At 71.2% G+C, this 23,730-nt stretch carries 25 protein-coding genes and 1 riboswitch; of the genes, 11 read left to right on the forward strand and 14 right to left on the reverse strand.

The genetic code is table 11. The features are described from left to right. The first annotated feature begins 51 nt into the window (after positions 1-51). The gene (locus OG574_RS32830) at positions 52-1,056 is read left to right on the forward strand and encodes a 2-hydroxyacid dehydrogenase (protein WP_100592186.1); all 1,005 of its coding nucleotides are present in this window, start codon (positions 52-54) and stop codon (positions 1,054-1,056) included. Here OG574_RS32830 and OG574_RS32835 read toward each other — a convergent pair. Continuing rightward, entirely contained in the window at positions 999-2,915 is a 1,917-nt protein-coding gene (locus OG574_RS32835; protein ID WP_326776152.1) for an anthranilate synthase family protein, read from the reverse strand. The two genes, OG574_RS32830 and OG574_RS32835, sit on opposite strands and share 58 nt — an antisense overlap. Positions 2,916-3,020: 105 nt before the next feature. Then, on the reverse strand, positions 3,021-3,107 hold the full coding sequence (locus OG574_RS52785; protein WP_100592188.1) for a trp operon leader peptide: 87 nt from the start codon (positions 3,105-3,107) through the stop codon (positions 3,021-3,023). Positions 3,108-3,177: 70 nt separating this feature from the next. On the opposite strand from OG574_RS52785, the gene OG574_RS32840 reads away from it, so the two are divergent. Beyond that, a complete protein-coding gene (locus tag OG574_RS32840; RefSeq protein ID WP_326776153.1) occupies positions 3,178-4,530 on the forward strand; it encodes a class II 3-deoxy-7-phosphoheptulonate synthase in 1,353 nt (450 codons plus the stop codon). Between the two features lie 142 nt (positions 4,531-4,672). Continuing rightward, positions 4,673-4,927 (forward strand): (2Fe-2S)-binding protein, encoded by a 255-nt coding sequence (locus tag OG574_RS32845; RefSeq protein WP_326776154.1) that lies wholly within the window; start codon positions 4,673-4,675, stop codon positions 4,925-4,927. Positions 4,928-4,952: 25 nt separating this feature from the next. On the opposite strand, the gene bfr is transcribed toward OG574_RS32845, so the two are convergent. Then, the gene (gene bfr / locus OG574_RS32850) at positions 4,953-5,432 is read right to left on the reverse strand and encodes a bacterioferritin (RefSeq protein WP_100592191.1); all 480 of its coding nucleotides are present in this window, start codon (positions 5,430-5,432) and stop codon (positions 4,953-4,955) included. A 164-nt stretch (positions 5,433-5,596) separates the two neighbouring features. Between bfr and OG574_RS32855 the strand changes: the two genes are divergently transcribed. After that, positions 5,597-6,229, forward strand: a complete 633-nt coding sequence (locus OG574_RS32855; RefSeq protein ID WP_326776155.1) for a sulfite oxidase-like oxidoreductase — start codon at positions 5,597-5,599, stop codon at positions 6,227-6,229. A 44-nt stretch (positions 6,230-6,273) separates the two neighbouring features. Here the strand turns inward: OG574_RS32855 and OG574_RS32860 are convergent, their stop codons facing one another. The 6 genes from OG574_RS32860 to thiO form a co-directional block, all read right to left on the reverse strand. Beyond that, entirely contained in the window at positions 6,274-6,774 is a 501-nt protein-coding gene (locus OG574_RS32860; RefSeq protein ID WP_326776156.1) for a DUF4396 domain-containing protein, read from the reverse strand. 92 nt (positions 6,775-6,866) lie between these two features. Then, the gene (locus OG574_RS32865; protein WP_326776157.1) at positions 6,867-7,742 is read right to left on the reverse strand and encodes a deoxyribonuclease IV; all 876 of its coding nucleotides are present in this window, start codon (positions 7,740-7,742) and stop codon (positions 6,867-6,869) included. A 34-nt stretch (positions 7,743-7,776) separates the two neighbouring features. Further along, positions 7,777-9,714 carry a Stk1 family PASTA domain-containing Ser/Thr kinase gene (gene pknB / locus OG574_RS32870; protein WP_326776158.1) on the reverse strand — a complete coding sequence of 646 codons (1,938 nt, stop codon included), beginning with the start codon at positions 9,712-9,714 and terminating at the stop codon, positions 7,777-7,779. Between the two features lie 94 nt (positions 9,715-9,808). After that, on the reverse strand, positions 9,809-10,603 hold the full coding sequence (locus OG574_RS32875) for a thiazole synthase (protein ID WP_100592196.1): 795 nt from the start codon (positions 10,601-10,603) through the stop codon (positions 9,809-9,811). Between the two features lie 4 nt (positions 10,604-10,607). Further along, positions 10,608-10,823, reverse strand: coding sequence for a sulfur carrier protein ThiS (thiS, locus tag OG574_RS32880; protein ID WP_326776159.1), 216 nt, complete (start codon positions 10,821-10,823; stop codon positions 10,608-10,610). Next, positions 10,820-12,004 (reverse strand): glycine oxidase ThiO, encoded by a 1,185-nt coding sequence (gene thiO, locus OG574_RS32885; protein WP_326776160.1) that lies wholly within the window; start codon positions 12,002-12,004, stop codon positions 10,820-10,822. Before thiO ends, thiS begins: the two co-directional genes overlap by 4 nt. After that, positions 12,002-12,115, reverse strand: a riboswitch (TPP riboswitch). (Overlaps the previous gene by 3 nt.) A 52-nt stretch (positions 12,116-12,167) precedes the next feature. Here thiO and OG574_RS32890 point away from each other — a divergent pair. The 6 genes from OG574_RS32890 to OG574_RS32915 all read left to right on the forward strand — a co-directional run bounded on the left by OG574_RS32890 (position 12,168) and on the right by OG574_RS32915 (position 16,912). After that, positions 12,168-12,512: a hypothetical protein gene (locus OG574_RS32890; protein WP_100592198.1), complete on the forward strand. Its 345-nt coding sequence runs from the start codon at positions 12,168-12,170 to the stop codon at positions 12,510-12,512. A 116-nt stretch (positions 12,513-12,628) separates the two neighbouring features. Next, complete coding sequence (locus tag OG574_RS32895; protein ID WP_398374387.1) at positions 12,629-13,864, forward strand: NAD(P)/FAD-dependent oxidoreductase; 1,236 nt, start codon at positions 12,629-12,631, stop codon at positions 13,862-13,864. 75 nt (positions 13,865-13,939) lie between these two features. Continuing rightward, the gene (locus OG574_RS32900) at positions 13,940-14,305 is read left to right on the forward strand and encodes an Rv2175c family DNA-binding protein (protein ID WP_100592200.1); all 366 of its coding nucleotides are present in this window, start codon (positions 13,940-13,942) and stop codon (positions 14,303-14,305) included. Positions 14,306-14,382: 77 nt separating this feature from the next. After that, the gene (thiE, locus tag OG574_RS32905; protein ID WP_326778710.1) at positions 14,383-15,030 is read left to right on the forward strand and encodes a thiamine phosphate synthase; all 648 of its coding nucleotides are present in this window, start codon (positions 14,383-14,385) and stop codon (positions 15,028-15,030) included. An 86-nt stretch (positions 15,031-15,116) separates the two neighbouring features. After that, positions 15,117-16,037, forward strand: coding sequence for a methylenetetrahydrofolate reductase [NAD(P)H] (gene metF / locus OG574_RS32910; protein ID WP_100592201.1), 921 nt, complete (start codon positions 15,117-15,119; stop codon positions 16,035-16,037). A gap of 47 nt (positions 16,038-16,084) precedes the next feature. Next, entirely contained in the window at positions 16,085-16,912 is an 828-nt protein-coding gene (locus tag OG574_RS32915) for a hypothetical protein (protein ID WP_326776161.1), read from the forward strand. 19 nt (positions 16,913-16,931) lie between these two features. Here OG574_RS32915 and OG574_RS32920 read toward each other — a convergent pair whose 3' ends face one another. From OG574_RS32920 to OG574_RS32940, 5 genes are all read right to left on the reverse strand, one after another. Beyond that, on the reverse strand, positions 16,932-18,431 hold the full coding sequence (locus OG574_RS32920; RefSeq protein WP_326776162.1) for a phytoene desaturase family protein: 1,500 nt from the start codon (positions 18,429-18,431) through the stop codon (positions 16,932-16,934). Positions 18,432-18,490: 59 nt separating this feature from the next. Continuing rightward, positions 18,491-19,105 (reverse strand): DUF4126 domain-containing protein, encoded by a 615-nt coding sequence (locus OG574_RS32925; RefSeq protein ID WP_326776163.1) that lies wholly within the window; start codon positions 19,103-19,105, stop codon positions 18,491-18,493. Positions 19,106-19,475: 370 nt separating this feature from the next. Then, positions 19,476-20,084 (reverse strand): TetR/AcrR family transcriptional regulator, encoded by a 609-nt coding sequence (locus OG574_RS32930; RefSeq protein ID WP_100592205.1) that lies wholly within the window; start codon positions 20,082-20,084, stop codon positions 19,476-19,478. 35 nt (positions 20,085-20,119) lie between these two features. Then, the gene (locus OG574_RS32935) at positions 20,120-22,204 is read right to left on the reverse strand and encodes a YhgE/Pip domain-containing protein (protein WP_326776164.1); all 2,085 of its coding nucleotides are present in this window, start codon (positions 22,202-22,204) and stop codon (positions 20,120-20,122) included. Next, entirely contained in the window at positions 22,176-22,958 is a 783-nt protein-coding gene (locus tag OG574_RS32940) for an ATP-binding cassette domain-containing protein (RefSeq protein ID WP_100592207.1), read from the reverse strand. Before OG574_RS32940 ends, OG574_RS32935 begins: the two co-directional genes overlap by 29 nt. 158 nt (positions 22,959-23,116) lie before the next feature. On the opposite strand from OG574_RS32940, the gene OG574_RS32945 reads away from it, so the two are divergent. Further along, positions 23,117-23,671 carry an SAV_6107 family HEPN domain-containing protein gene (locus tag OG574_RS32945; protein ID WP_326776165.1) on the forward strand — a complete coding sequence of 185 codons (555 nt, stop codon included), beginning with the start codon at positions 23,117-23,119 and terminating at the stop codon, positions 23,669-23,671. The last annotated feature ends 59 nt before the right edge of the window (positions 23,672-23,730 follow it).

Consider the following 23,730-nt stretch of genomic DNA (forward strand, 5'->3'; position numbering starts at 1 on the left):
ATTCGCCATGACCGGCACACACGACGCGATACGGAAGAAACGGGAGCAGTCGTGGAGATCCTCGCATTCGGCGTGCAGTCCGACGAGAAGCCCCTCATGGAGAAGGCGTTCGAGGGGCATCACGAGGTCCGCTGCCTGGGCGTCTTCCTCAACGAGGACACGGCCCCCATCGCGGCCGGCTACGAGATCATCTCCACCAGTGTCAACGCCACCCTCAACAACCGCGTCCTGCAGACCCTCGCCGCCGGCGGCACGCAGATGATCGCCCAGCGCTCCACGGGCTTCAACAACATCGACCTGGAGGTCGCCGAGCGCCTCGGCCTGACCGTCGCCCGCGTCTCGTACTACTCGCCGTACTCCGTCGCCGAGTTCGCCTGGACCCTCGCGATGGCCGTCAACCGCCGTGTCGTCCGCGCCTCCAACCGCACTCGTGACTTCGACTTCAGGCTCGACGGGCTGATGGGACGCGACCTGCGCGGCCGCACGGTCGGCGTCCTCGGCACCGGCAAGATCGGCGAGGCGTTCACCCGGATCGCCCACGGCTTCGGCATGAACCTCCTCGGCTGGGACATCGCCGAGAACCCCGCCTGCGTCGAACTCGGCATGAAGTACGTCGACAAAGAGCGCCTCTTCACCGATGCCGACCTGATCAGCCTGCACGTACCCCTGCTCCCCGCCACCGAGCACCTCGTCGGCAGCGCGGCCCTGCGCACCATGAAGGACGACGCCATCCTGGTGAACTCCAGCCGCGGCGGCCTCATCGACACCAAGGCGCTCGTCTCCGAGCTGCGCGAGGGCCGCTTCACGGGCGTCGGCCTCGACGTGTACGAGGCCGAGGCCGGGCTCTTCTTCCTCGACAAGTCGCTCGACGTCGTCGAGGACGACACCCTGGCCCGCCTCGTCACCTTCCCGAACGTCCTGGTCACGTCGCACCAGGCGTACTACACCGTGGACGCGGTGAACCAGATCATCGAGACCACGGTGGCCAACGTCCTCGACTACCGGGCGGGCCGGCGCTCCGAGAACGTCCTCGTGCCCTCCGCGCCCAAGAGCTGAGCCAGCAGCTCCCGCACGACGTCGGCCCCGCGCAGCGACAGCACCGACTCCGGGTGGAACTGAACGCCGGCAAAGCCCGGCCCGCGCAGAGCGTGCACCTCGCCGCTCGCCGCGTCCCGGCTCACCTCGACGCCGTGCGCGGCCAGCTCCACCGCCGCGTCGTCGTCGCAGCGCGCCACGAAGCTGTTGTAGAACCCGACGGTCTCGCTCCGCCCGAACAGATCGACGTCCGTCTGCGCGCCCTGGTACGGCACCTCCTTGCGGACGATCTCCAGGCCCAGCTCGGCCGCGATCAGCTCATGACCGAGGCACACGCCGAGCACGCCGTGCCCATGATCACGCAGCACGTCGGCGGTCAGCGCGCGCAGGAACCGCATCTTCGGGTCCGCCTCCTCGGAGGGGTTGCCCGGTCCGGGGCCCAGGACGACGGGTCCCTCGTGGGCGAGCACGGCCTCCCGCAGCCCCGGCTCGTCATAGCGCCGTACGGAGACCGTGAGCCCCGACGACCGCAGCAGATGCGCCAGCATCGCCGTGAACGTGTCCTCGGCGTCCACCACCAGCGCGTGCCCCTCCAGAGCCGCCGCCTTCTCCTGCATCCGCAGCCAGAACGGCGCCAGCGACGCCCGCCGCCCGTCGAGCGCCGCCTGCACCCGCGGATCGTCGGCGAGCGCGGGCCGCACGCCCTCGCCGCGCGGCCGCCCGGGCCGCACCCCCAGCGCGGCAAGGACCCCGGCCGCCTTCGCGTGCGTCTCCTGGACCTCGCTCGCCGGGTCGGAGCCGCGCACCAGCGTCGCCCCGACCGGCACCCGCAGTCTCCCGCCCGCGTCGATGTCGGCCGTACGGATCAAAATCGGCGAGTCCAGGGTCTGTGCCCCGCCCGCGTCGCGCCCGACCAGCGCGAGCGCCCCCGCGTAGTAGCCGCGCCCGCCGACTTCGTGTCGCTCGATGACCCGGCACGCGTTCTGCACCGGAGACCCCGTGACGGTCGCCGCGAACATCGTCTCCTTCAGCACGTCACGCACGTCGAGGGAGGACCGGCCCCTCAACTCGTACTCCGTGTGCGCGAGATGGGCCATCTCCTTCAGGCGCGGGCCGATCACGACCCCGCCCATGTCGCCGACGGTACACATCATCTTGAGCTCCTCGTCGACGACCATCGACAGCTCCTCGATCTCCTTCCCGTCGGCGAGGAAGTCCAGCAGGTGCTCGGGCGTCGGGCCCCCGGCCGGGTAGCGATAGGTTCCGCTGATCGGGTTCATCACGACCGTGCCGCCGCTCATCCGCACATGCACCTCGGGGCTCGCCCCGACCAGCGTCCGCCCGCCCGTCCCCTGCTGATCTCCGGTGTGCACGACGAACGTCCAGTACGCGCCCCGCTCCCCGGCGAGCAGCCGCCGGAACAGCGCGAGCGCGTCCGCCCGCCCGAACCCCCGGATCTCACCCTCGTACGTCCGCCGGATCACGAAGTTGGCGCCCTCGCCCTGTCCGATCTCCTCGCGCAGGACCCGTTCCACGATGTCCGCGTACTCGGCGTCGTCCACGTCGAAGCCGCCGTCCGACACGCGGACGTCATGGGCCGGGAGCTGCGCAAGGACCTCGGCCAGCGGCAGCTCGTACGTCTCCTCGGGGGTGAGCACCGCGAGCGGGGTGCCGTCGTCGCGGACGTCGAAGCCGCGCTCCCTGATCTGCCGGAACGGCACGAGGGCGAGGCCCTCGGGGATGTCGGCGAGTCGCTCGTACGTGTTCACCGGGCCGATCAGGAGTTCCACGGTGTCGGTGTTCCCGGCGGCACGGCCCGGCGCGCGGCGGCGCAGCAGGGCGAAGGGTCGGTCGTCGTGCAGCAGCTCGGACAGGTCCATGGCAGGTGATTCCTCTTCCAGACTCCGGTGACGGAGAGGAACGGCCAGGTCCCGGAAAACACTGAAGGCCGCCCTCGGGCGGCCTTCGCTTCGCTGTACGCGCAGTCAGTGGGCCGCCGGGTGAGCGGTCCACCACCAGTTACGGGTCGTGTGCGCGAACATGGGCGGAACCCTACCCGATGGGCAGCTCATCTGTGGACGACGCGTCTCAAAGGGTGAGCGGTCGGATGGACCACCGACATGACCCCGTAATGTTGAGGATGTGACCGTGAACGCTAAGACCAGCGCAAGCGCTGGCAACACCTGGCGAAACCTGCCCGCGGCGCAGCAGCCCGAGTACCCCGATGCCGAGGCTCTGCGCGATGTGATCGCGGACCTCGAGTCGTATCCGCCGCTCGTCTTCGCGGGCGAGTGCGACCAGCTGCGCGCCCGACTGGCGGCCGTCGCCAAGGGAGAGGCGTTCCTCCTCCAGGGCGGCGACTGCGCCGAAGCCTTCGACGCGGTGTCGGCCGACCACATCCGTAGCAAGCTCAAGACGCTCCTCCAGATGGGCGCCGTCCTCACCTACGCCGCCTCGGTGCCGGTCGTGAAGGTCGGCCGCATCGCCGGCCAGTACTCCAAGCCGCGCTCCAAGGGCACCGAGACCCGTGACGGCGTGACCCTGCCGACGTACCGCGGCGACTCGGTCAACGGCTTCGAGTTCAACGAGAAGGCCCGCATCCCGGACCCCGAGCGCCTGAAGCGGATGTACAACGCGTCCGCCTCCACGCTCAACCTGGTGCGCGCCTTCACCACCGGCGGCTACGCCGACCTGCGCCAGGTGCACGCCTGGAACCAGGACTTCGTGAAGTCGTCCCCGTCCGGCCAGCGCTACGAGCAGCTCGCCCGCGAGATCGACAACGCGCTGAACTTCATGCGCGCCTGCGGCACCGACCCGGCCGAGTTCCAGACGGTCGAGTTCTACTCCTCCCACGAGGCGCTGCTCCTCGACTACGAGTCGGCGCTGACCCGCGTGGACTCGCGTACGGGCACCCTGTACGACGTGTCGGGCCACATGGTGTGGATCGGTGAGCGCACCCGCCAGCTGGACGGCGCGCACATCGAGTTCGCCTCGAAGATCCGTAACCCGATCGGCATCAAGCTCGGCCCGACGACGACGCCCGAGGAAGCGCTGCAGTACATCGAGCGCCTCGACCCGGACGGCGAGCCCGGCCGCCTGACCTTCATCGTCCGCATGGGCGCCGACAAGGTCCGCGACAAGCTCCCCGAGCTGGTCGAGAAGGTCACCGCCTCCGGCGCGACCGTCGGCTGGATCACCGACCCGATGCACGGCAACACGTACGAGGCGGCCTCGGGCCACAAGACCCGCCGCTTCGACGACGTGCTCGACGAGGTCAAGGGCTTCTTCGAGGTCCACAAGGCGCTCGGCACGCACCCGGGCGGCATCCACGTCGAGCTCACCGGTGACGACGTCACCGAGTGCGTGGGCGGCGGCGACGAGATCTTCGTCGACGATCTGCACCAGCGCTACGAGACGGCCTGCGACCCGCGTCTGAACCGCAGCCAGTCCCTCGACCTGGCGTTCCTGGTGGCGGAGATGTACCGCGACCAGTGATCTTGCAGTACACGCCGTGGGGCGCGGATCACAGTGATCCGCGCCCCACGGCACTTTTGTGCTCCGGGCCCGGCGGGTAAGGTTAGGTTAGCCTCACCGTTCATTGGGGCGGCAGCAACGAACCGGTCCTGATCCCTGGGAGGTGAACCGCGTGTACGTCTGCAACTGCTTCGGTGTGACCGAGGACCAGGTCAAGAAGCACGCGGACGACGGTGCGTGCACCCCCCGCCAGATAGCGTCGGCCTGCAAGGCAGGCACGGACTGCGGTTCGTGCGTACGCCGCATTCAGGCGCTGCTCGGCCGCGGATCCTGCCCGCGCCGCGAGCTGGTGGAGCAGGGAAGGCCCGCCCTGACGGCCGACCCGAACGCCCTCGTGGACCTTCCGGACGCCGCCTGAGGCTCCGCCTGAGAGTTTGCGCCTGCTAGCTGTCCGGCTGCTCGATCTGCTGGGCCAGGTACAGCGCCTCACCGAGACTCTCGAGCAGCTCCAGCTGGGTGTCGAGGTAGTCGATGTGGTGCTCCTCGTCCTCCAGGATGTCCTCGAAGATCCGCGCCGACGTCACATCGCCCTTGGCCCGCATGACGTCGATGCCGCGCTTGAGGCGGTCGATCGCCTCGACCTCGACCTGTCGGTCGGCCTGGAACATCTCCGTGACGGTCTGACCGACCCGTACGTGGAAGAGCCGCTGATAGTTCGGCAGGGCATCGAGGAAGAGAATCCGTTCCGTCAGCCGGTCCGCGTGCTTCATCTCGTCGATGGACTCTGCACGGGTGTACTTCGCGAGCTTGGTCCAGCCGTTGTTGTCCTGGATCCGGTAGTGGAGCCAGTACTGGTTGATGGCCGTCAGCTCGCCCGTGAGCTGCTCGTTGAGGAATTCGATGACCTCGGGGTCGCCCTGCATCGCAGAGGCTCCTTCCGCGTGGTGGACTCGGCAGGTTTCGCGCATCCTCGCACCGGCACCGAAAACCGTCCAGTAAGTGCACGCTTAGTAGGAGTTGCCCGTTTCAAGGGCGGCCAGGCTCTCGCTGGTCACGTCCACTGCCCGGGGTCTGTCAGGATGGAGGCATGGGTCATCCGGTGGGTCGCGAGTCTGGGGGAGCAGTGCAGTCGGAGCTTCCACCGGGACAGCGTCTCCAGCGGGGCTGGCCGGTCACGCACTACGGCCCGGTGCCCAAGTTCCGCCCCGAACGCTGGGAGTTCAGGGTCTTCGGCGCCACCGCCGACGGGGACAAGCACTGCTGGACGCACGAGGAGTTCTCCGCTCTGCCGTACGGCACGGTCGTGGCCGATCTGCACTGCGTCACGAAGTTCAGCATGCTCGGAGCCGAGTGGGGCGGCGTGCCCGCCGCGACGATTCTCGAACTGGCGCCGCCCGCGCCCGCCGTCACCCATGTGATGGTCTGGGCCGAGTACGGCTTCAGCGCCAATCTCCGGCTTGAGGACTTCGCCGCCGACCGCACGATTTTCGCCACCCACAAGGACGGCGAACTCCTCACCGCCGAACACGGCTTCCCGCTCCGCCTCGTCGTGCCCCATCTGTACGCCTGGAAGGGCCCGAAGTGGGTCCGCGGCATCGAGTACATGACGGCCGACCGCCGCGGCTTCTGGGAGGAGCGCGGCTATCACAACGTCGGCGACCCCTGGCGGGAGCAGCGCTACTCGTACCAGGAAGAGCCCGGGGACGGTCCCGAGCTCTGAGTCCTGGCGATTCTCGTACGGTCTGTCGGTGGTCGTACGGTCCGTCAGTGGTGGTACTGGTGCACCACCGCGTGGCCCTTGCCGCGGCCGATCATCCACTTGTTGACCGGGGTGGTCACCACGAAAGCGATCGCCAGTGAGGCCGCGAGCGCGCCCCAGAAGAGGCCGTCCGCCAGATGGGCGTCCATCGCGTTCGGCCACAGCACGATCACGCCGTTGTCGATCAGCTCCATGACGGCGATGGACAGGGTGTCCGCGGCGAGCGCGACCCGGAACGCGGTCCTGAAGTCGACGCCGGCCTTCAGGATGCCGCGCAGTGTGAGCGCATAGCCGAAGAAGAACGCGAGCACGATCGCCAGAATCATCGTCGGCACGTTGCCCCAGCCGAACGCTGTGCCGATGACCATGCCGAGGACCTCGCCGATGGCGCACCCCGTGAGGCAGTGGAGCGTCGCCTGCGCGGCCATGGACCAGCTGACATTGCCGAGGCCGCCGTGACCGGCGTGGGCGTGCTGCTCGTGTCCGGCGTGCGTCTCGTGCTTCATGAGTTCCCCCAACGTCAGAGAGCGGTTCCTGTCGCCGACAAGAACCGTATACCCCCTGGGGGTATTCCTCAAGTGATCTCCGAGGCGATCTCCTAGCGCTTCCGGAGCTCCTTCAGGCGGGCCACGTCCGCCGCGTGCCCCTCCTTGCCGCCGGGCGTCTCGAGGATCAGCGGCACGTTCTCGGTCGCCGGGTGGGCCATCAGCGCGCGGAACGGCTCAGCGCCGATGTGGCCGGATCCGATGTTCTCGTGTCGGTCCTTGTGCGCCCCGACGACGTCCTTCGAGTCGTTGGCGTGGATCAGCTTGAGGCGGCCCTCGCCCACGGTGTCCACGAGCAGGTCCAGGGTCTGCCGCATGCCGTCGGGGCCGGTCAGGTCGTGGCCCGCCGCGAAGATGTGGCACGTGTCCAGGCAGACGCCCAGCTTCGGGTGCGCGTCCAGCGCGTCGAAGTACGGCCCGAAGTCCCAGGTCCGCGAGCACAGCGAGGAGCCCTGGCCCGCGGTCGACTCGAGCAGGAGATACGGGTCGTCGTCATGGGTCAGCTCGTCGAGGAGCGGCAGCATGCGCTCCCGCACCTGTGCGAGCGCCACGGCGCGCTCACGGCCGCCGGTCGCCGAACCCGTGTGCACGACGACGCCGAGCGCGCCTATCTCCCGGGCCCGGCGCAGCGAGTGCCGCAGCGACTCCACGGACTTCTCCACGGTCGCCACGGTGTGCGAGCCGAAATTGATCAGATAGGGCGCGTGGACGTACGCCGGAATCCCCTCGGCGGCGCAGGCCGCGCGGAACTCCTCGTCCTGCTTCGGGTTGCCGGGAGGCGTCGCCCAGCCTCGCGGGTTGGCGACGAAGACCTGGACGGTCTCGGCGTCCAGCTCGCGCGCGTACGAGAGCCCTACGGAGGCCAGGCCGCCGGCGACGGGGACGTGGCCGCCGACCGGGTTACGGGGGAGGGAATCGGTGCTGCTCACCGGTCAAGGGTGGCACGCGTGCGTGGGCGCTCCGTCAGCGGATCTGGATGGTGATCGTCGACCCCTTCGGGGCCTCGTCACCGCCCGCCACGGACTGCTTCTTCACGGTGTCGCCGAAAAAGCCGAGCAGGCCGCGGTCCTCCTCGACGTCGAACCCGCTGTCCTTGAGCTTCTGTGTGGCGTCGTCGACGCTCATGCCCACGACGTCGGGGACCTCGACCATGACCGGGCCCTTGGAGATCTTCAGCGTGACCGTGTCACCCTCGCCGAGCTGCTTGCCTTCGACGGGGGACTGCTGGGCGACGCTGCCCTTGTCCTCGTCCGAGTTCACCCGCTCCGTGGCGATCTCGGCCTTCAGGCCAGCGTCCTGAAGGTCGGCGATGGCGTCCTCCTCGGCCTCGCCCGTCACGTCCGGGACGTCCACCGCGCTGCCCCTGCTGACCCTGAGCGCGACGGCCGAACCGGCCTTGCGGGTCGTGCCGGACGCCGGGTCCGTGGCGATCACCGACCCCTTGGGGACGTCCTCGTCGAAGTCCCTGGTGACCATGCCGGGCTCCAGGCCCGCGTCCTTCAGCCGGCGCTCGGCCCTGGCGAGGGGCGTGCCCTCGAGATCGGGAACCCGCACGGTCTTTGGGCCCAGGGACACCGTCAGATCCACCGCCCCGTTGTCCCGGATGCGGGCGCCCGCCCTGGGGTCAGTGGCGATGACGGTGCCGCGCTTCACGGTGTCGCTGTACGCGCGCTTGACGTGCCCGAGGTCGAGGCCCGCGTCGCCGAGCCGCTCCTTCGCCTGCGTCTGCGTCTTGGCGAGCAGCGGCGGGACCTGCGTGAACTGGCCCGAGTTGATGTACCAGACACCCGCGCCGAGGCCGAGGGCGAGCAGGACGGCCGCGACGGCAGCGAGCACACCGCGCCGCGGACGACGCCTCCGGGAGGGGGCGGGCGGCGGGGGAGATGTCTCGAAGCGGCTCGTGCGGTTCAGCTCCGCCTGCGGGTCCTGGTCGTCGGCGGGCAGCGGGAGCTGTACGCCCCTGGTCCGCAGCGCCCGCGGGATCACGCTCGTACGGTCGTCCGAGATGTCACGGTCCTCGGGCCGTGCGGCCGGCGGCACCGCGTCGAGCTGTGCGTCGGTGAGGCCGGCCCTGGCCCCCCTGGCCTGGGCGAGCAGCGCCACCGCGTCGTACGGCCTGAGATCGGGCATGCGCGCGGTCGCGGACGCGACGAGCTCGTCCAGCTCCGCGGGCAGGCCGGGCACCGACGCGGACGGGGGCGGCACGTCCTCGTTCAGGTGCTGGTACAGGACCTGGGCGGGGGAGTCGCCCGAGTGCGGCTTGGCGCCCGTGAGCATCTCGTAGAGCACGACCCCGCACGCGTACACATCGACGCGGGGGTCGGCGGTGCCCGACTCGATCTGCTCGGGGGCGAGGTAGGAGACGGTGCCGAGGACGGCGCCCGTGGTGTTCGTGACGGTGTCCACGGCCCGTACGAGGCCGAAGTCCGCCACCTTCACGCGGCCGTCGTCCCCTATCAGGACGTTCTCCGGCTTCATGTCGCGGTGCACGAAGCCCGCGCGGTGCGCGGCGCCGAGCGCGGCGAGGACCGGCTCCAGGATGTCGAGCGCGGCACGCGGCCGCAGTGCCCCGCGGTCCCTCAGGACGTCTCGCAGAGTGCAGCCCGCGACGTACTCCATCGCCAGATAGACGTACTGGCCGTCCGCGCCCTGGTCGAAGACCCCGACCACATTCGGGTGGGAGAGCCGGGCGACGGACTTGGCCTCGCGGATGAAGCGCTCGACGAACGAGACGTCGGCGGCGAGGGCCGGGTGCATCACCTTGAGCGCGAGCACGCGGTCGAGGCGGGTGTCCACGGCCCTGTAGACCGTGGCCATCCCGCCGACCGCGATGCGTGCGTCGACGCGGTACCGGCCGTCGAGCACCTGCCCGACGAGAGGGTCCTGAAGGGTCGTGTCCACGCAGGTGAGTGTACGAGCCGTCGCCGACACCCGGCTCCGCAGTCGTCCACTGGCGGCCGTACTGCAGCAGAGCTGTAACCGTGCCGTACAGCCCTCAGAACGCGGGCCGCTCCGGGTCGAGCCTGGCCATCCCGGACACGGGCGACGAGGCCTCGGCGAAGTGCCTGCGGGGGATCCGGCCCGCCCGGAACGCCAGCCGCCCCGCCTCGACCGCGTGCCGCATGCCCTCCGCCATCAGGACCGGCTCCTGCGCGCGGGTCACGGCTGAGGCGAGCATCACACCGGCGCACCCCAGCTCCATCGCGAGCGCCGCGTCGGACGCGGTCCCGGCGCCCGCGTCCAGGATCACCGGCACGCGCGCGTGCTCGGTGATCAGCTGGAAGTTGTGCGGGTTGCGGATGCCGAGCCCGGAGCCGATGGGGGAGCCGAGCGGCATGACAGCGGCGCAGCCCACGTCCTCCAGCTTCCGCGCGAGCACCGGGTCGTCGTTCGTGTACGGCAGCACGGTGAAGCCGTCGTCGACGAGGATCTCGGCCGCGTCCAGGAGCTCGATCGGGTCGGGCAGCAGGGTGCGCTCGTCCGCGATGACCTCCAGCTTGACCAGGTCGGTGCCGAGCGCCTCGCGGGCGAGGCGGGCGGTCAGGACGGCCTCACCGGCGGTGAAACAGCCCGCCGTGTTGGGCAGCACCTGGATCCCCAGTTTCTCCAGGACGGAGAGCACGGAGCCCTGCACGCTCGCGTCCACGCGTCGCATCGCGACGGTCGTCAGCTCCGTGCCGGACGCGACGAGGGAACGTTCCAGGACGTCGAGGCTGGGCGCCCCGCCGGTGCCCATGATCAGGCGGGACGAGAAGGACGTACCACCGATGACCAAGGGGTCGTCAGCCATGGGTTCAGCCTCCCTGGACTGCGGTGAGGACCTCGACGCGGTCCCCGTCCGTGAGTGCGGTGACGGCCCACTGCGCGCGCGGGACGACGGTTTCGTTGAGTGCGGCGGCGACCCCGGACGGCGCGGTGGTCAGTGCCGAGACGAGGGCGTCGAGCGTGGTGCCCGGGGCGACCTGGCGGCCCTCGCCGTTCACGGACACGTGGGTGACGGACACGGTCATACGGGCTGCTCCACAGAGACGGGTGCGGGGACGGCACCGAAGCGCCGCGGGGTGAAGGGGCGGGCCGCTTCGGGGAGTTCGCCGGTGGCGAGAACGTGGGCCATGGAGTCGCCGGTGACCGGCGTGAGCAGCACGCCGTTGCGGTAGTGGCCCGTGGCGAGCAGCAGGCCCGGCAGGGCGGTCGGGCCGAGGATCGGGGCGTTGTCGGGGGAGCAGGGGCGCAGGCCCGCGCGGGTCTCCGTGAGCGGCAGCTCTGTGATGCCGGGCACCAGCTCGTGGGCGTCGCGCAGCAGCTCGTACACGCCGCCCGCCGTGACCGTCGTGTCCCAGCCGAGCTCCTCGCTGGTGGCCCCGACGACGAGTTCGCCGTTGACCCGGGGCACCAGATAGAGGTTGCCGCCGCGTACGACGGCGCGCACGGTGCGGCTCAGGAACGGCGCGTGCACCTTCGGCACGGTCAGGCGCAGGACCTGCCCCTTCACCGGGCGTACCGGCGGCAGCACGTCGTCCGGGACTCCGGCGAGGCGGCCGCTGAGGCTGCCGCCGGCGAGGACGACCTGGTCCGCGTTGAGACCGGTGCCGTCGGCGAGGACCACGCCGCGCGCGCCCTCGCGGACGACTGTCAGCCGCTCGGCCCACTGCCGGTGGAACCGCACCCCGGCCCGCTCGCAGGCCGCGACAAGGGCCTTCGCGAGGCGTCTCGGGTCGATCTGGTGATCACCGTCGACGCGCAGGCCGCCCCGCACGGACGGGGCCAGCATCGGTTCGAGGCGCCGGCACTCACGGCCCGACAGCCACTCCGACTCCAGGCCCGACTTGCGCTGGAGGGCGTGCAGTTCCCGAAGGTGCGCGCGGTCGTCCGCGTCGAGCGCGACGGCGAGGGTGCCGCACGCGCGGTAGCCGAGGTCGAGCCCGGTGGCCTCGGAGAGCTCGGCCGCGAACGCCGGATAGCGGCGCGCGGACTCCACGTTGAGCCCGAGGAGGGTCTGTTCGGCCTCTCCGTAGTGCAGTTCGGTGACGGCGGCGAGCATCCCGGCCGCCACCTGCGCGGCCCCGCCGCCCGGTTCGGGGTCCACGACCGCGGTGCGCAGCCCGCGCTGCGCGGCCCGCCACGCGGTGACGAGACCGATGATCCCCCCGCCCACGACCAGGACGTCGGAACCTTCTGAAGTACGCGACATGGGCGTCCAGCCCCTCCCTTCGCCGGCATGACCCGGATCAGGTTCGTACGGTCGGAGGCCGTCACAGCCTCCCTCTCAGCCCGGTACGTCCGGGCTCCCGCGAGTGCTTTACGGTGGCCAGCCTAAACCGTTGCCCCGACCTCCAGTAAGGGAGCCCGCCCGCATGGCCCGCTCGCTCGACGGACTCGTCCTCGCCCCGGTCGCCGACCAGGCCCCCGGACAGGTGGGTACGCGGACGCGGTTCACGTACCACGAGGAGGACGGCCGGATCTGGGCCGAGTACGCGGGCGGGGACGTCGTGCGCGGCCACCTCGTGGGCATCCGTGAGGGCGACCGGATCGACTTCAGGTACGTACAGCTGAAGACGGACGCGACGACCTCCTCCGGACACTGCGTCTCGCTCGTCGTGGACCTTCCCGACGGGCGGGTGCGGCTGGACGAGACGTGGGAGTGGGAGTCGCAGGCGGGCAGCGGGACGAGCGTCGTCGAAGAGGTCCCGGGCGCCTGACGGCGGGAGCGCGGACGGCCGGAGCGGTCAAACCGGCGTCCGGTGTGGAAGACGTCACGGGACCGGAGTGACGCGGCCCGCTGACTGACTGAACGTCAGGTGCATATGGTGATCCGGTGAGTGAGCAGACCCAGAACCAGGCCCCGGTGCCCCAGGCAGGGCGGCACGTCGTCATCGTCGGCGCCGGGATGGCGGGGGTCCAGACCGCCGTGGCCCTGCGCGAACAGGGCTTCACCGGCGCCGTCACGCTGATCGGCGCGGAACCCCACCAGCCGTACGACCGGCCTCCGCTGTCCAAGGCCGTCCTGCTCGGCAAGGCCGAGGGGTCCGCCTTCGACGTGGACTTCGAAGCCCTCGACATCACGCTCGAACTGGGCCGCGAGGTCACCGGCGTACGCCCCGCCGAGCACACCCTCGACACCGCCACCGGACCCGCCCCCTACGACGTCCTCGTCCTCGCGACCGGCGCCGAGCCCATCCGGCTGCCCGGCACGGAGGACATCCCCGGCGTCCATCTGCTGCGCACGCTCGACGACGCCGAACGCCTGCGCCCCGTCCTCGCCGCGCAGCGCGACATCGTCGTCGTCGGCGCGGGCTGGATCGGCGCCGAGTTCGCCACCGCGGCCCGTGAGGCCGGATGCGCGGTCACCGTCGTCGAGGCGGCCGAGCGGCCGCTCGCGGGAGCGCTGCCCGAGGAGGTCGCCGCCCCCATGGCCGCCTGGTACGCGGACGCCGGGGCGGAACTGCGCACCCACGCGCGCGTGGAGCACGTCGAGCCGGGATCCGTGGTCCTCGACGACGGCACCCGGGTGCCCGCAGGTGCCGTGGTCGTCGGCATCGGGGCCCGCCCCGCCACCGGCTGGCTCACCGGCTCCGGCATCACGCTCGGCGCCCACCGCGAGGTCGTGGCGGACAACCGCCTGCGCACCTCCGAGCCCGATGTGTACGCCGTAGGCGACTGCTCGTCCTTCCCCTCGGGCAGATACGGCGAGCGCCTGATGGTCCACCACTGGGACAACGCGCTCCAGGGCCCCCGCACGGTCGCCGCCAACATCATCGGCGAGAACCCGGCGACGTACGACCCCGTGCCGTACTTCTGGTCGGAGCAGTTCGGCCGCTTCGTGCAGTACGCCGGACATCACGCGGCCGCCGACGCCACCGTGTGGCGCGGGGACCCGCAGGGCGCGTCCTGGAGCGTGTGCTGGCTGCGCGAGAGCCGGCTCGTCGGCGTCCTCGCCGTGGGCCGCCCGCGCGACCTGGCCCAGGGACGCAAGCTCATCGAGTCGGGCGCCCCCCTGGACCCGCAGGTCGTCAGCGACCCGGCCCGCCCGCTGAAGGCCGCTGTCGTCTGACCGCCCCGCCGGGGCGACCGGGCCTTTTGCGTGGCCGCGTTTCCCACTGTCAGTCCGGGATGGCACGCTTGTCCTGTGACCGAGATTGACGCAAAGATCGATGCTCTCGTCCCCGAGTGGCTCACCCTCCCCGACATCGCCGAGCAGTTCGGCGTGGAGGTGACGCGCGTGCGGCAGCTGGTGAAGGAAGGCCAGGTGATCGCCGTACGCCGTGGGGAGAACAGGGCGCTGCACGTGCCCGCCGCCTTCATCGACGGCGACAAGGTCGTCAAGGGCCTCACCGGGACTCTGACCCTTCTCAGGGACGACGGCTACAACGACGAAGAGATGCTCGAGTGGCTCTTCACCCCCGACCCGACCCTGCCGGGCACTCCCGCTCAGGCGCTGAGCGAGAATCGCGGCACGGAGGTGAAGCGCCGCGCCCAGGCGCTCGCCGTCTGACCTGACAACCGTCCGGCGTGCGGGCCGCGCTCACCGCGGCCCGCACGCCACCGACCAGGGGGGACTCACCCATGGCCATGGCCGCAACGCAGCGCGCCCAGCTCGCCGACGCCCGGCTGTACCTGTGCACGGACGCCCGCAAGCGCCAGGGCGACCTCCCCGAGTTCCTCGATGCCGTCCTGGCGAACGGCGTGGACATCGTGCAGCTGCGCGACAAGGGCATGGAGGCGGGCGAGGAGCTGGAGCACCTGGCCGTCTTCGCCGACGCCGCCGCCCGCCACGGCAAGCTGTTCGCGGTCAACGACCGGGCGGACGTCGCCCACGCCGCCGGCGCCGACGTCCTGCACCTGGGCCAGGGCGACCTGCCGGTCGCGGCCGCCCGCGCCATCCTCGGCGAGGACGTCCTGATCGGCCGCTCCACGCACGCCGACACGGAGGCCGCCGCGGCCGCCGTCCAGGACGGCGTGGACTACTTCTGCACCGGCCCCTGCTGGCCGACCCCCACCAAGCCCGGCCGGTACGCGCCCGGCCTCGACCTGGTGCGCTACACGGCCTCGCTCGGCACGGACCGCCCCTGGTTCGCGATCGGCGGCATCGACGCGGGCAATCTGGACGAGGTGCTCGAAGCGGGCGCAAGCCGCGTCGTCGTGGTCCGCGCCATCACCGAGGCGGACGACCCGGGCGCAGCGGCGGCCGACTTCGCGAAGCGGCTGCGTACCGCCTGATCCGTTCGGTCGGGCCCCGCCAAGACGTGTGTCCGCAGGGTGGACGGGGATTAGGGACAGAGCCCTCCCGTGGCTAACCTGCCCATATGGCCCTTGGCACCGCTTCCACCAGGACTGATCGCGCACGCACCGTGCGCGACATGCTCGCGACCGGCAAGACGACCTTCTCGTTCGAGTTCTCGGCGCCGAAGACCCCGAAGGGTGAGCGGAACCTCTGGAACGCGCTGCGACGGGTCGAGGCCGTCGCGCCCGACTTCGTTTCCGTGACGTACGGCGCCGGTGGCTCCACCCGCGCGGGCACCGTCCGCGAGACCGAGCAGATCGTCGCCGACACGACCCTGACCCCGGTCGCCCACCTCACGGCCGTCGACCACTCCGTGGCCCAGCTGCGCAACATCATCGGCCAGTACGCGGACGCGGGCATCAGGAACATCCTCGCCGTGCGCGGAGACCCGCCCGGCGACCCCATGGCCGACTGGGTCGCGCACCCCGAGGGCCTGACCTACGCCGCCGAACTGGTCCGGCTCATCAAGGAGTCGGGCGACTTCTGCGTCGGCGTCGCGGCCTTCCCCGCGATGCACCCGCGCTCCGAGGACTGGGACTCCGACGTCCGCCACTTCGTGGACAAGTGCCGGGCGGGCGCCGACTACGCGATCACCCAGATGTTCTTCTACCCCGAGGAATACCTGCGGCTGCGCGACCGGGTCGAGGCAGCGGGTTGCGACACCCCCGTCATCCCGGAGATCATGCCGGTCACGAGCGTGCGCATGCTGGAGCGGCTGCCGCAGCTCAGCAACGCCACGTTCCCGCCCGCCCTGAAAGAGCGCATCCTCACAGCCAAAGACGATCCGGCGGCTGTACGCTCCATTGGCATCGAGTTCGCGACGGAGTTCTGCGCGAAGCTGCTGGACGAGGGCGTTCCGGGTCTGCACTTCATCACGCTCAACAACTCCACGGCGACACTGGAGATCTACGAGAATCTGGGCCTGCACGACCAGCGGGCCTGACCCGGCCGTATTCCACCAGGGGCGGCGGCCGTACGAGAGGGGCGTACATGGGCTGGACGGTCCTCTACATCGCGTTCGGAATCGTCGCGTTGTGGCTGCTCGGTGAGGTACTGCTCCAGTACAAGGCGAGGCTGCGCTTCCGGCTGCTCGCCTTCGTCGGCTTTGTCGGCGTCGTCTTCGGTGTGCTGATCCCGTCGGTGATCGTCATCGGGATCGGCGCCATCACGTTCGCGGTCGGCCAGACGTATGTGACGCTGTCGTTCCGCAGGGGCTTCTCCACGGGCTGGGCGCTCGGCGGGAACCCCGGCGCGAGCAAGCGGCGCAAGCTCAGGGAGCCGGTCCACCAGGACCCGGTCCTCGAGGTCTCCGACCTGGAGTACGAGTCGGACGCGCCCGAGCCCGAGTCCGCGGCCGAGGTGACGTCCGTCTACGCGCCGCAGCCGATGCCCGACGACACCGGCCAGTACGGCGTCTACACGCCGGCCGCCGCCCACACGGACGCTGCCGCACAGGGCTACGCCTACGACGCGTACGCGGGCTACGACCAGCAGCAGTACGGCTACGACAACGGCCAGCAGCAGTACGCCGCCTACTCCGACCCGTACATCGGGACGCAGACCTACCCGGCGCAGCCCCAGTACGACGACGCGTACGGCACGGGACAGCAGTACGGCGACCCGTATGCGAACGACGGCTACGGCATGGAGACGCCGTCCGGCGGGGTCTGGGTGCCCCAGCAGCGCACCGGCGACGACCAGCACCAGCAGTACGGCGGCGAACTTCCCCCGGAGCAGCCCTACCCGTACGAGCAGAACGGCCAGGGCGGCTACGACGGCGGCTCCGGCTACAACGAGCAGCAGCAGTACCGCTACTGAACCCGGCGGGCGTCGCCCGTCACTGCGAGCCGCGGAAGTCCGGGCCCTCCACGATCAGCCCGGCCGCCAGCGCGCCCGACATCCCCGCGTGCGGCAGCCCGCCGCCCGGGTGCGACCAGCCGCCGACGGCGAGCAGGCCCGGAACGAGCGTGCTGTTGGACGAGTGCAGAAGCCGGCCGGAGGCCGCTGCCAGGGCAGGTGCGGGCACCGAACCGCCGTCGGCTCCGGTCGCCTCGGCGACATCCGACGGCGTGCGGACCTCGTGCCACAGCAAGCGGTCGCGCAGCCCGGGGACCGCCTGCCCGGCGGCGTCGATGACCCGCTCCACGTCCGCGTCCGTCACGCGCGCGCCGCGCGCCACCGTGACCACCAGCGTGACCGCCTCATGGTCCGGGTCCGGCACCACGGAGGCGTCGTCGGGACGCAGGACCGTGACCGTCGGCCGCTCCGCCACCGCCGTGCCCCCGCCGAACAGCGAGGCCAGCTCGGCCTCCCGGTCCGCCGCGTGCACGACCGTCCGGTGCGGGACGTCGCCGGGACGCGCGCCGCGCAGCGCCAGGAACACCGTCAGCCGGCTCGGCAGCGCCGACTGCGGCGCCACGTCGTCCTCGCCCCTGAGCGCCCGCCCGGGCAGCAGTGCTTCGAGGACGCCGGGCGCCACACCCGCGACCACGAAGTCGGCCTCCACGACCCTGCCCCCGGCCAGCTCGACACCCGCCGCCCGGCCGTCCTTCTCCACGATCCGCGCCACCGGCGCGTCGAACTCGAACTCGACCTTCCGCTGAAGACACCGCTCGTACACGGCCCGCGCCAGCTCCCGCATCCCGCCGCGCACCGCCCAGGTACCGAACGTCTGCTCCATGTACGGCAGCACGGCCGCGCTCGCCGGAGCCGTACGCGGATCGAGGCCGGACGCGAGCGCGTACTGCTCGAGGAGCGCGACGAGCCGCGGGTCCCCGCCCAGCTCGAGAGCGGCGACCTCGGAGAGCGTCGTCGCCGACAGGTCCTTGCGCAGCATCCGGCGGCGGACCACCACGGGGTACGGCTCGCGGTCCGCGAGGATCCGCCAGTTCGGCCACAGGGGCTCTTCGAGGAGCGGGCGCCGGGTGCGGTCCCAGGCCTCGCGCGCCCGGTTCATGAACGCCGACCAGTGCGACCCCGAGCCCTTGCCGAGCGCCGCGTCCAGGGCGTCGGCGGTGCCCCCGCGCCGCGCGTTCGGCAGGTCCACCGCCGTGCCGTCCGCGAAGACATGCCGCACGGCGGGCTCGACCTGGGTCAGCCCGACCGCGTCCTCCAGGGGTTCCTTGCCCGTCTTGATGAACAAGTCCCGGTAGACCGCGGGCAGTTGGAGCAGCCCGGGGCCCGTGTCGAACGAGAAGCCGTCCCGAGCGAAGCCGCCGAGCGCCCCGCCGTACGTCGACGCGCGCTCGTACACCGCCACCCGGTGGCCTGCCACGGCCAGCCGGGCAGCGGCCGCCATCGCGCCCATCCCGGCGCCGATCACCGCAATCCGTGCCATGTCAGCGACTTTATCGGCCCCCACTGACACCCTCGCCGACAGCCCGGCCGGGGGCCGGATCAGCCCGGCGGCGCTCCGGTACGGTCCGCGATCCGCCGCTCCTCGCGCCGTTGCGCCCGGCGCCGCAGGAACCGCCGGATCCGCGAGATCAGGAAGTACAGCATGAACAGACCGAGGGCGAGCAGGACGGCGGCGATGATCGCGGCCGCCTCGGGATGGAATATGGCGAATGTGATGATCCCGGCGACCCCGAGGTCCTCGGCCGAGCTCATCGCGATGTTGCTGAACGGCTCGGGCGAGGTGTTGATCGCCATCCGCGTCCCGGCCTTCACGGCGTGGCTGGCCAGCGCCGTCGACCCGCCGACCGCGCCCGCCGCGAGGTCGGACAGCGACCCGCTCTGGCCGGCGAGCAGCGCGCCCACGACCGCACCCGACACCGGCCGGATCACCGTGTGCGCGGTGTCCCAGAGCGAGTCCACGTAAGGGATCTTGTCGGCAACGGCCTCGCACAGGAACAGCACTCCGGCGGCGATGAGCACGTCGGTGCGCTGGAGCGACTCGGGGACTTCGTCGGTCAGCCCGGTCGCGCCGAAGATGCCGAGGAGGAGGACCACCGCGTACGCGTTGATCCCGCTCGCCCAGCCGCTGGTGAAGACCAGGGGGAGTACGGACACGGACGTGATCGTAACCAGTCGCGAACTCCCCGTCCTGGGCATGAGCACCCAGGCCTGAGTATCCGTACCTAGTAGGTGAGATGAGTAGCTGCGCGGATGGGGTCCGACCTGCGCGGACGGGAGAGTGGAGGCACGGAAGGGGGCGCGGCGCCGGTACCGCCGACACGGGGCGGCGGAACAGCGCTTCGCCCCCTTGGCCGCTCCTCCCGCCACGGCGGGGCGAGGTACGGGGGCCCGCACGACCGACGGGCCCACGGGGGAACAGTGGGGGATACGGGGAACACGGGGGACGCGCCGGTCCGGTGAGGCCTGAGAATTCGGGCCACGCCGGACCGGCGCTCCGTTGTCTCCCCTTCGCGTTCGGGAGCGGTCAGCGGCCGCCCGTCACGCGTCCCTGGAGCAGCCGCGACAGCGCCGCGTGGACGTCGTCCAGGGAGCGCTCCGGCTGGAAGGCCTGCCAGTCGAGCGCGGCCACCAGGACCATGCCGACCAGCGCGGCCGCCGTCAGCGGGATGTCGATCTCCTCGCTCAGCTCACCGCCCTCGACAGCGTCCCGCAGCACGTCCTCCACGACGGCGACGGCCTCCTGCCTGACCACGGCGAGGGTGGACTGCCAGGCGCGGTTCGTGCGCCACAGCTCGGCCACGTACAGCTGAGTGAAGGCCGGATAGCGGTCGATGAAGACGAGGCCGGCCCGGATCATCGCGTCCAGGGCGTCGATCTTGCTGCCGCCGCTCGCGGCCGTCTTCTCCGACGCCTCCCGCAACGAGGCGGTGAGAAGCCCGACGCCGTGCCGGAGCAGCTCTTCGAAGAGCACCGACTTGCTGGCGAAGTTGTAGTAGACCGTGCCTTTCGCGACCCCGGCGCGCTCGGCGATCTCGTCGACCGTGGTGGCCGAGAACCCCTGCTCCGCGATGAGCGTGACCGCGGCCTCGTACAGCTTCTGCCGGGTGGCCTGGCGCCGTGTGCTGCTTTCCATACCCCTGATTCTCACAGGCGGCGGTGCGGGTGCGCTCACAGGCTGAGCTCGGGGTGCAGCCGGTCCAGTGTCCACACCTGCTTGCTGCGGGCGCTCAGCGCGGTCAGGGCCAGCGCGCCGGCCGTGAACGCGGCGAGCACGGCGCATGCCTGCCACACGGGTCCGAGGCCGCCGCCCGAGATCAGTCTCCGCAGAGCCTCGACGACGTATGTCATCGGCAGGAAGGGGTGGATCGCGTTGAAGAAGCCGGGGCTCGTCTGCACGGGATACGTGCCGCCCGCCGACGTCAACTGGAGCATCAGGACGGCGAGTACGAGGATCCGCCCCGCCGCTCCGAAGCGGGCGTTCAGCCACTGCACGATCGCCGCGAAGCACGCCGTGACGAGGAACAGGAAGCCGACCGTTCCGGCCGCCCTGACCATCTGGAGCCCCAGCGCCCAGTGCAGCACGGACATCAGGGCGGCCACCTGGAGCACCCCGAGCGCGGCCACGGGCAGCCAGCCGGCCAGCGCGATCCGCCAGGCGGAGGCGCCCGCGGCGAGTGCGCGCCGGTTGAGCGGCTGGATCAGCATGTAGGCCACCATCGCGCCGACCCACAGGGACAGCGGGATGAAGTAGGGGGCGAATCCGGTGCCGTAGTTGGGCGCCTTGTGCAGGGACTGCGAGGCGAGCTGGACCGGGTCGGACATGACGCCGGTGCGCTGGTCGCGGTCCTTCTTGTCGTAGTCGGGGATCTGCTTCACCCCGTCGTGGAGCCCGCCGGCCAGCTCTCCGGAGCCGTCGGCCAGCTGGAACATGCCGCCGTTGAGATCGCCGGCGCCCGTCTTCAGCTTGCCGACGCCCGTGTCGAGGTCCGCCGAGCCCGTCTTCGCCGTGCCGAGCCCGGTGTGGAGCTGCTTGGCTCCCTTGGCGACCTGGCCCGCGCCCTTGTTGAGGGCATTGATCTTCGAGACGGCGGTGGCCACGTCCTGGTCGAGTGTCGGGGCGTGCTCGGCCAGCGCCTCGGACTGCCGCTGGAGCGTGGCGAGACGGCGGTCGAGGGTGTCCAGGTCGCCGTGGTCGTCCTCGATCAGGACGTTCAGGTCGTCGGCGACCTTCGCCACGTCGGCCGCCGCCACCTTGGCCTTCTTGAGGTCGGGGCAGGCCGGGTCGGGCAGGGGCAGCGTCTCGCAGCGCGCCTTGTAGACCCCGTCCAGGACGTCGGACCCCGCGTGCGCGCCCTTGGCGGCCGTCGGCGCCGTCTTCACCAGGACGTCGAGGTTGTGCCGGATGCCCTTCGCCGAGTCGGCGACGAGCCGGGCGGTGTCGCCGATCGCCTTCTTGTTGTCCTTCAGGAACGGGCGCACCTGCCGGGCGACGCCGTTGACCTTGTCGGCGAGGAGCTGGGTGCCGTCGGAGACCTGCTTCGAGCCGGACTCCAGATCCCCCGCGCCCTTGTTCAGTTTCTTGATCCCGCCGGCCAGCTCACCGCTGCCCTTCTTGGCGTCCTTCAGACCGTCCGCCAGGTCCTTGGACCCCTTCTTCGCCTTGCCGATACCGCCCTTGAGCTGATCGGCCCCCTTCGCGGCCTTCTTGGTCGCGTCGTGGATGTCGGAGAACGAGATGAAGATCCGGTCGAGGAACGAGCGCGACGCGTTGGTGGACGCCGCCGAACGCACCTCGGAGAACACCGTCCGCGAGATCTGCCCGACGATGTAGTTGTTGGCGTCGTTCGTCCGCACCTGAAGAGCGCCGGTCTCCGGGGTGTCCCCGGAGCTGGACGCGATGCGCTCGCTGAAGTCCGCGGGCATCGTCAGCGACAGGTAGTACGTCCCGTCCTCGACGCCCTTGCGGGCCTGCGCCGCGCTCACCTCGTGCCACTCGAAGGTCCTGCTGTCGTGCAGCCCCTCGGTGATGTCGTCGCCGGCCACGATCTTCTGACCGGCGGCCCGCGCCCCCTTGTCGTCGTTGACGAGCGCGACGGGAATCCTGTCGAGACGCCCGTACGGGTCCCAGAACGACCACAGGTACAGGGCGCCGTACAGCAGGGGCAGCAGCAGGAGCGCGGCGAGCGCGGCGCGCGGCAGCTTCCCCCTGCCGAAGCGCCTGAGCTCAAGCGCGGCCAGCTTCGGCGAGCGCATCCGCCGTCTCCTTCTTGTCGGTCTCGGGATTCTCGGGGCTCTGCTCGTCCGCTTCGTCGCGGGGCGCCGTCGATACGACGACCGCGTCCTTCGGCGCCTCGCTGCACACCGCCACGACCGTCGTGCCGGACTCGGCGACGGACCTCAACAGGTCCCAGACCTGCGTCCGTTCGGCGTCCGAGAGCTTCAGGTCGGTGTCGTCGACGCCGAGCAGCCGCGGCCGCCCGATCAGCGCGAGGGCCACCGACAGCCGGAGCGCCTCGATCCGCTCAAGGTCGCGCACGGCGGTGCGGGTGCCCTTCGGCAGCGCCTCCCGGTCGAGGCCCGCGGCGGCCAGCGCGGTGTCGATCCGCAGCCGCGAGGCGGCCGCCCGCTCGGCCCGTGGCCGCAGCAGCGTCCGCAGGGAACCGTCGAACCGCCGCTGCAGCAGCGCCCGTTCGCGCAGATGCTCCTCGACCGTCAGCGCGGGATCGAGGTCGGTGACCCCGGGCACATGGGCGAGAGCGCTGATCCGCCGGACCGCGGACAACTGCTTCGGCAGCCGGAAGGGGCCGACGGACGCAGCGCCCTCGGTGGGCCGCATGCGTCCGGTGAGGGCGAGCAGCAGGCAGGTGCGGCCCGACCCGGACGGCCCTTCGACGGCGACGAGCGCCCCGGGCTCCGCGTCGATGTCCACCCCGCGGAACGCCCAGCCGCGCGGACCCTTGAGCCCGAACCTCTCGGCGCTGACGGCGACCGCGTTCGGACCGTCCATGGTCGGGCCCCCTACTTTTGAACTGACTGGTCAGTGCAAAAGTTAGCCCGAACTGTCGCTCGAAGCAAAAGTGCAGGCCAGGGCCGATTGTCAGTGGCGTACTCCACGATGGGCACATACGGCCACTGAGCCGTCACGCAGACGACAGGAGGTTCGTCATGGCTGGACATTCAGCAGCAGCCGCACGCCGGCCCCGCGCCACAGGCCCTGCACCCTCGCTGACCGGACCCGCCGCCGACGTCCACCCCGTACTCCGCCGGACAACTGCCCCTCCCGCCGCTCTTGACCTGCTCGCCCAGGCGCGCACGGGCCTCGACGAGGCGGCCCTCCTCGAAACGCCCAACGAGCGGTACGCCACGGCCCATCTCGCCGCGCTGCGCACCGCGGCCGCCGTACTCGCCGCCCGCGGCCGCCCCGAACCCACGCCCCGACGCCGCGCCCGGATACGGAGCGCCTGGGAAGTGCTCCCCGAGATCGCACCCGAACTGACCGAGTGGAGCGCCCTGTTCGCCTCCGGCGCCACCCGCAGGGCACGCGCCGAAGCGGGCATCCAGGGAGCGGCTAGCGTCCGCGACGCGGACGACCTGCTCCGCGACGTCGCGATGTTCCTGCGCCTCGTCGAACGGATGCTGGTCCTCCAGCCGTTACTGCCCCAGCCCAGGGCGCAGGACGAGGGCCCGGCGGCGGGCCGGGAGGTGCCCGACGTGGGGTGACCGGACAGCTCTCACGAGGCAATAGGGTGGAGGCGCCCGAAGCCTCCACCCATCGCCGT

This window comes from Streptomyces sp. NBC_01445 (genome assembly GCF_035918235.1).
GTDB lineage: Bacteria > Actinomycetota > Actinomycetes > Streptomycetales > Streptomycetaceae > Streptomyces.

What these genes read in the sequence shown, in the direction of transcription:
- OG574_RS32835 (WP_326776152.1), bottom strand. Translation starts at nt 2,915, where the DNA reads ATGGACCTGTCCGAGCTGCTGCACGACGACCGACCCTTCGCCCTGCTG.
- OG574_RS52785 (WP_100592188.1), bottom strand. Translation starts at nt 3,107, where the DNA reads ATGAGCTGCCCATCGGGTAGGGTTCCGCCCATGTTCGCGCACACGACC.
- bfr (WP_100592191.1), bottom strand. Translation starts at nt 5,432, where the DNA reads ATGCAGGGCGACCCCGAGGTCATCGAATTCCTCAACGAGCAGCTCACG.
- OG574_RS32855 (WP_326776155.1), top strand. Translation starts at nt 5,597, where the DNA reads ATGGGTCATCCGGTGGGTCGCGAGTCTGGGGGAGCAGTGCAGTCGGAG.
- OG574_RS32860 (WP_326776156.1), bottom strand. Translation starts at nt 6,774, where the DNA reads ATGAAGCACGAGACGCACGCCGGACACGAGCAGCACGCCCACGCCGGT.
- OG574_RS32875 (WP_100592196.1), bottom strand. Translation starts at nt 10,603, where the DNA reads ATGGCTGACGACCCCTTGGTCATCGGTGGTACGTCCTTCTCGTCCCGC.
- thiS (WP_326776159.1), bottom strand. Translation starts at nt 10,823, where the DNA reads ATGACCGTGTCCGTCACCCACGTGTCCGTGAACGGCGAGGGCCGCCAG.
- thiO (WP_326776160.1), bottom strand. Translation starts at nt 12,004, where the DNA reads ATGTCGCGTACTTCAGAAGGTTCCGACGTCCTGGTCGTGGGCGGGGGG.
- OG574_RS32890 (WP_100592198.1), top strand. Translation starts at nt 12,168, where the DNA reads ATGGCCCGCTCGCTCGACGGACTCGTCCTCGCCCCGGTCGCCGACCAG.
- thiE (WP_326778710.1), top strand. Translation starts at nt 14,383, where the DNA reads ATGGCCGCAACGCAGCGCGCCCAGCTCGCCGACGCCCGGCTGTACCTG.
- metF (WP_100592201.1), top strand. Translation starts at nt 15,117, where the DNA reads ATGGCCCTTGGCACCGCTTCCACCAGGACTGATCGCGCACGCACCGTG.
- OG574_RS32915 (WP_326776161.1), top strand. Translation starts at nt 16,085, where the DNA reads ATGGGCTGGACGGTCCTCTACATCGCGTTCGGAATCGTCGCGTTGTGG.
- OG574_RS32920 (WP_326776162.1), bottom strand. Translation starts at nt 18,431, where the DNA reads ATGGCACGGATTGCGGTGATCGGCGCCGGGATGGGCGCGATGGCGGCC.
- OG574_RS32930 (WP_100592205.1), bottom strand. Translation starts at nt 20,084, where the DNA reads ATGGAAAGCAGCACACGGCGCCAGGCCACCCGGCAGAAGCTGTACGAG.
- OG574_RS32935 (WP_326776164.1), bottom strand. Translation starts at nt 22,204, where the DNA reads ATGCGCTCGCCGAAGCTGGCCGCGCTTGAGCTCAGGCGCTTCGGCAGG.
- OG574_RS32940 (WP_100592207.1), bottom strand. Translation starts at nt 22,958, where the DNA reads ATGGACGGTCCGAACGCGGTCGCCGTCAGCGCCGAGAGGTTCGGGCTC.
- OG574_RS32945 (WP_326776165.1), top strand. Translation starts at nt 23,117, where the DNA reads ATGGCTGGACATTCAGCAGCAGCCGCACGCCGGCCCCGCGCCACAGGC.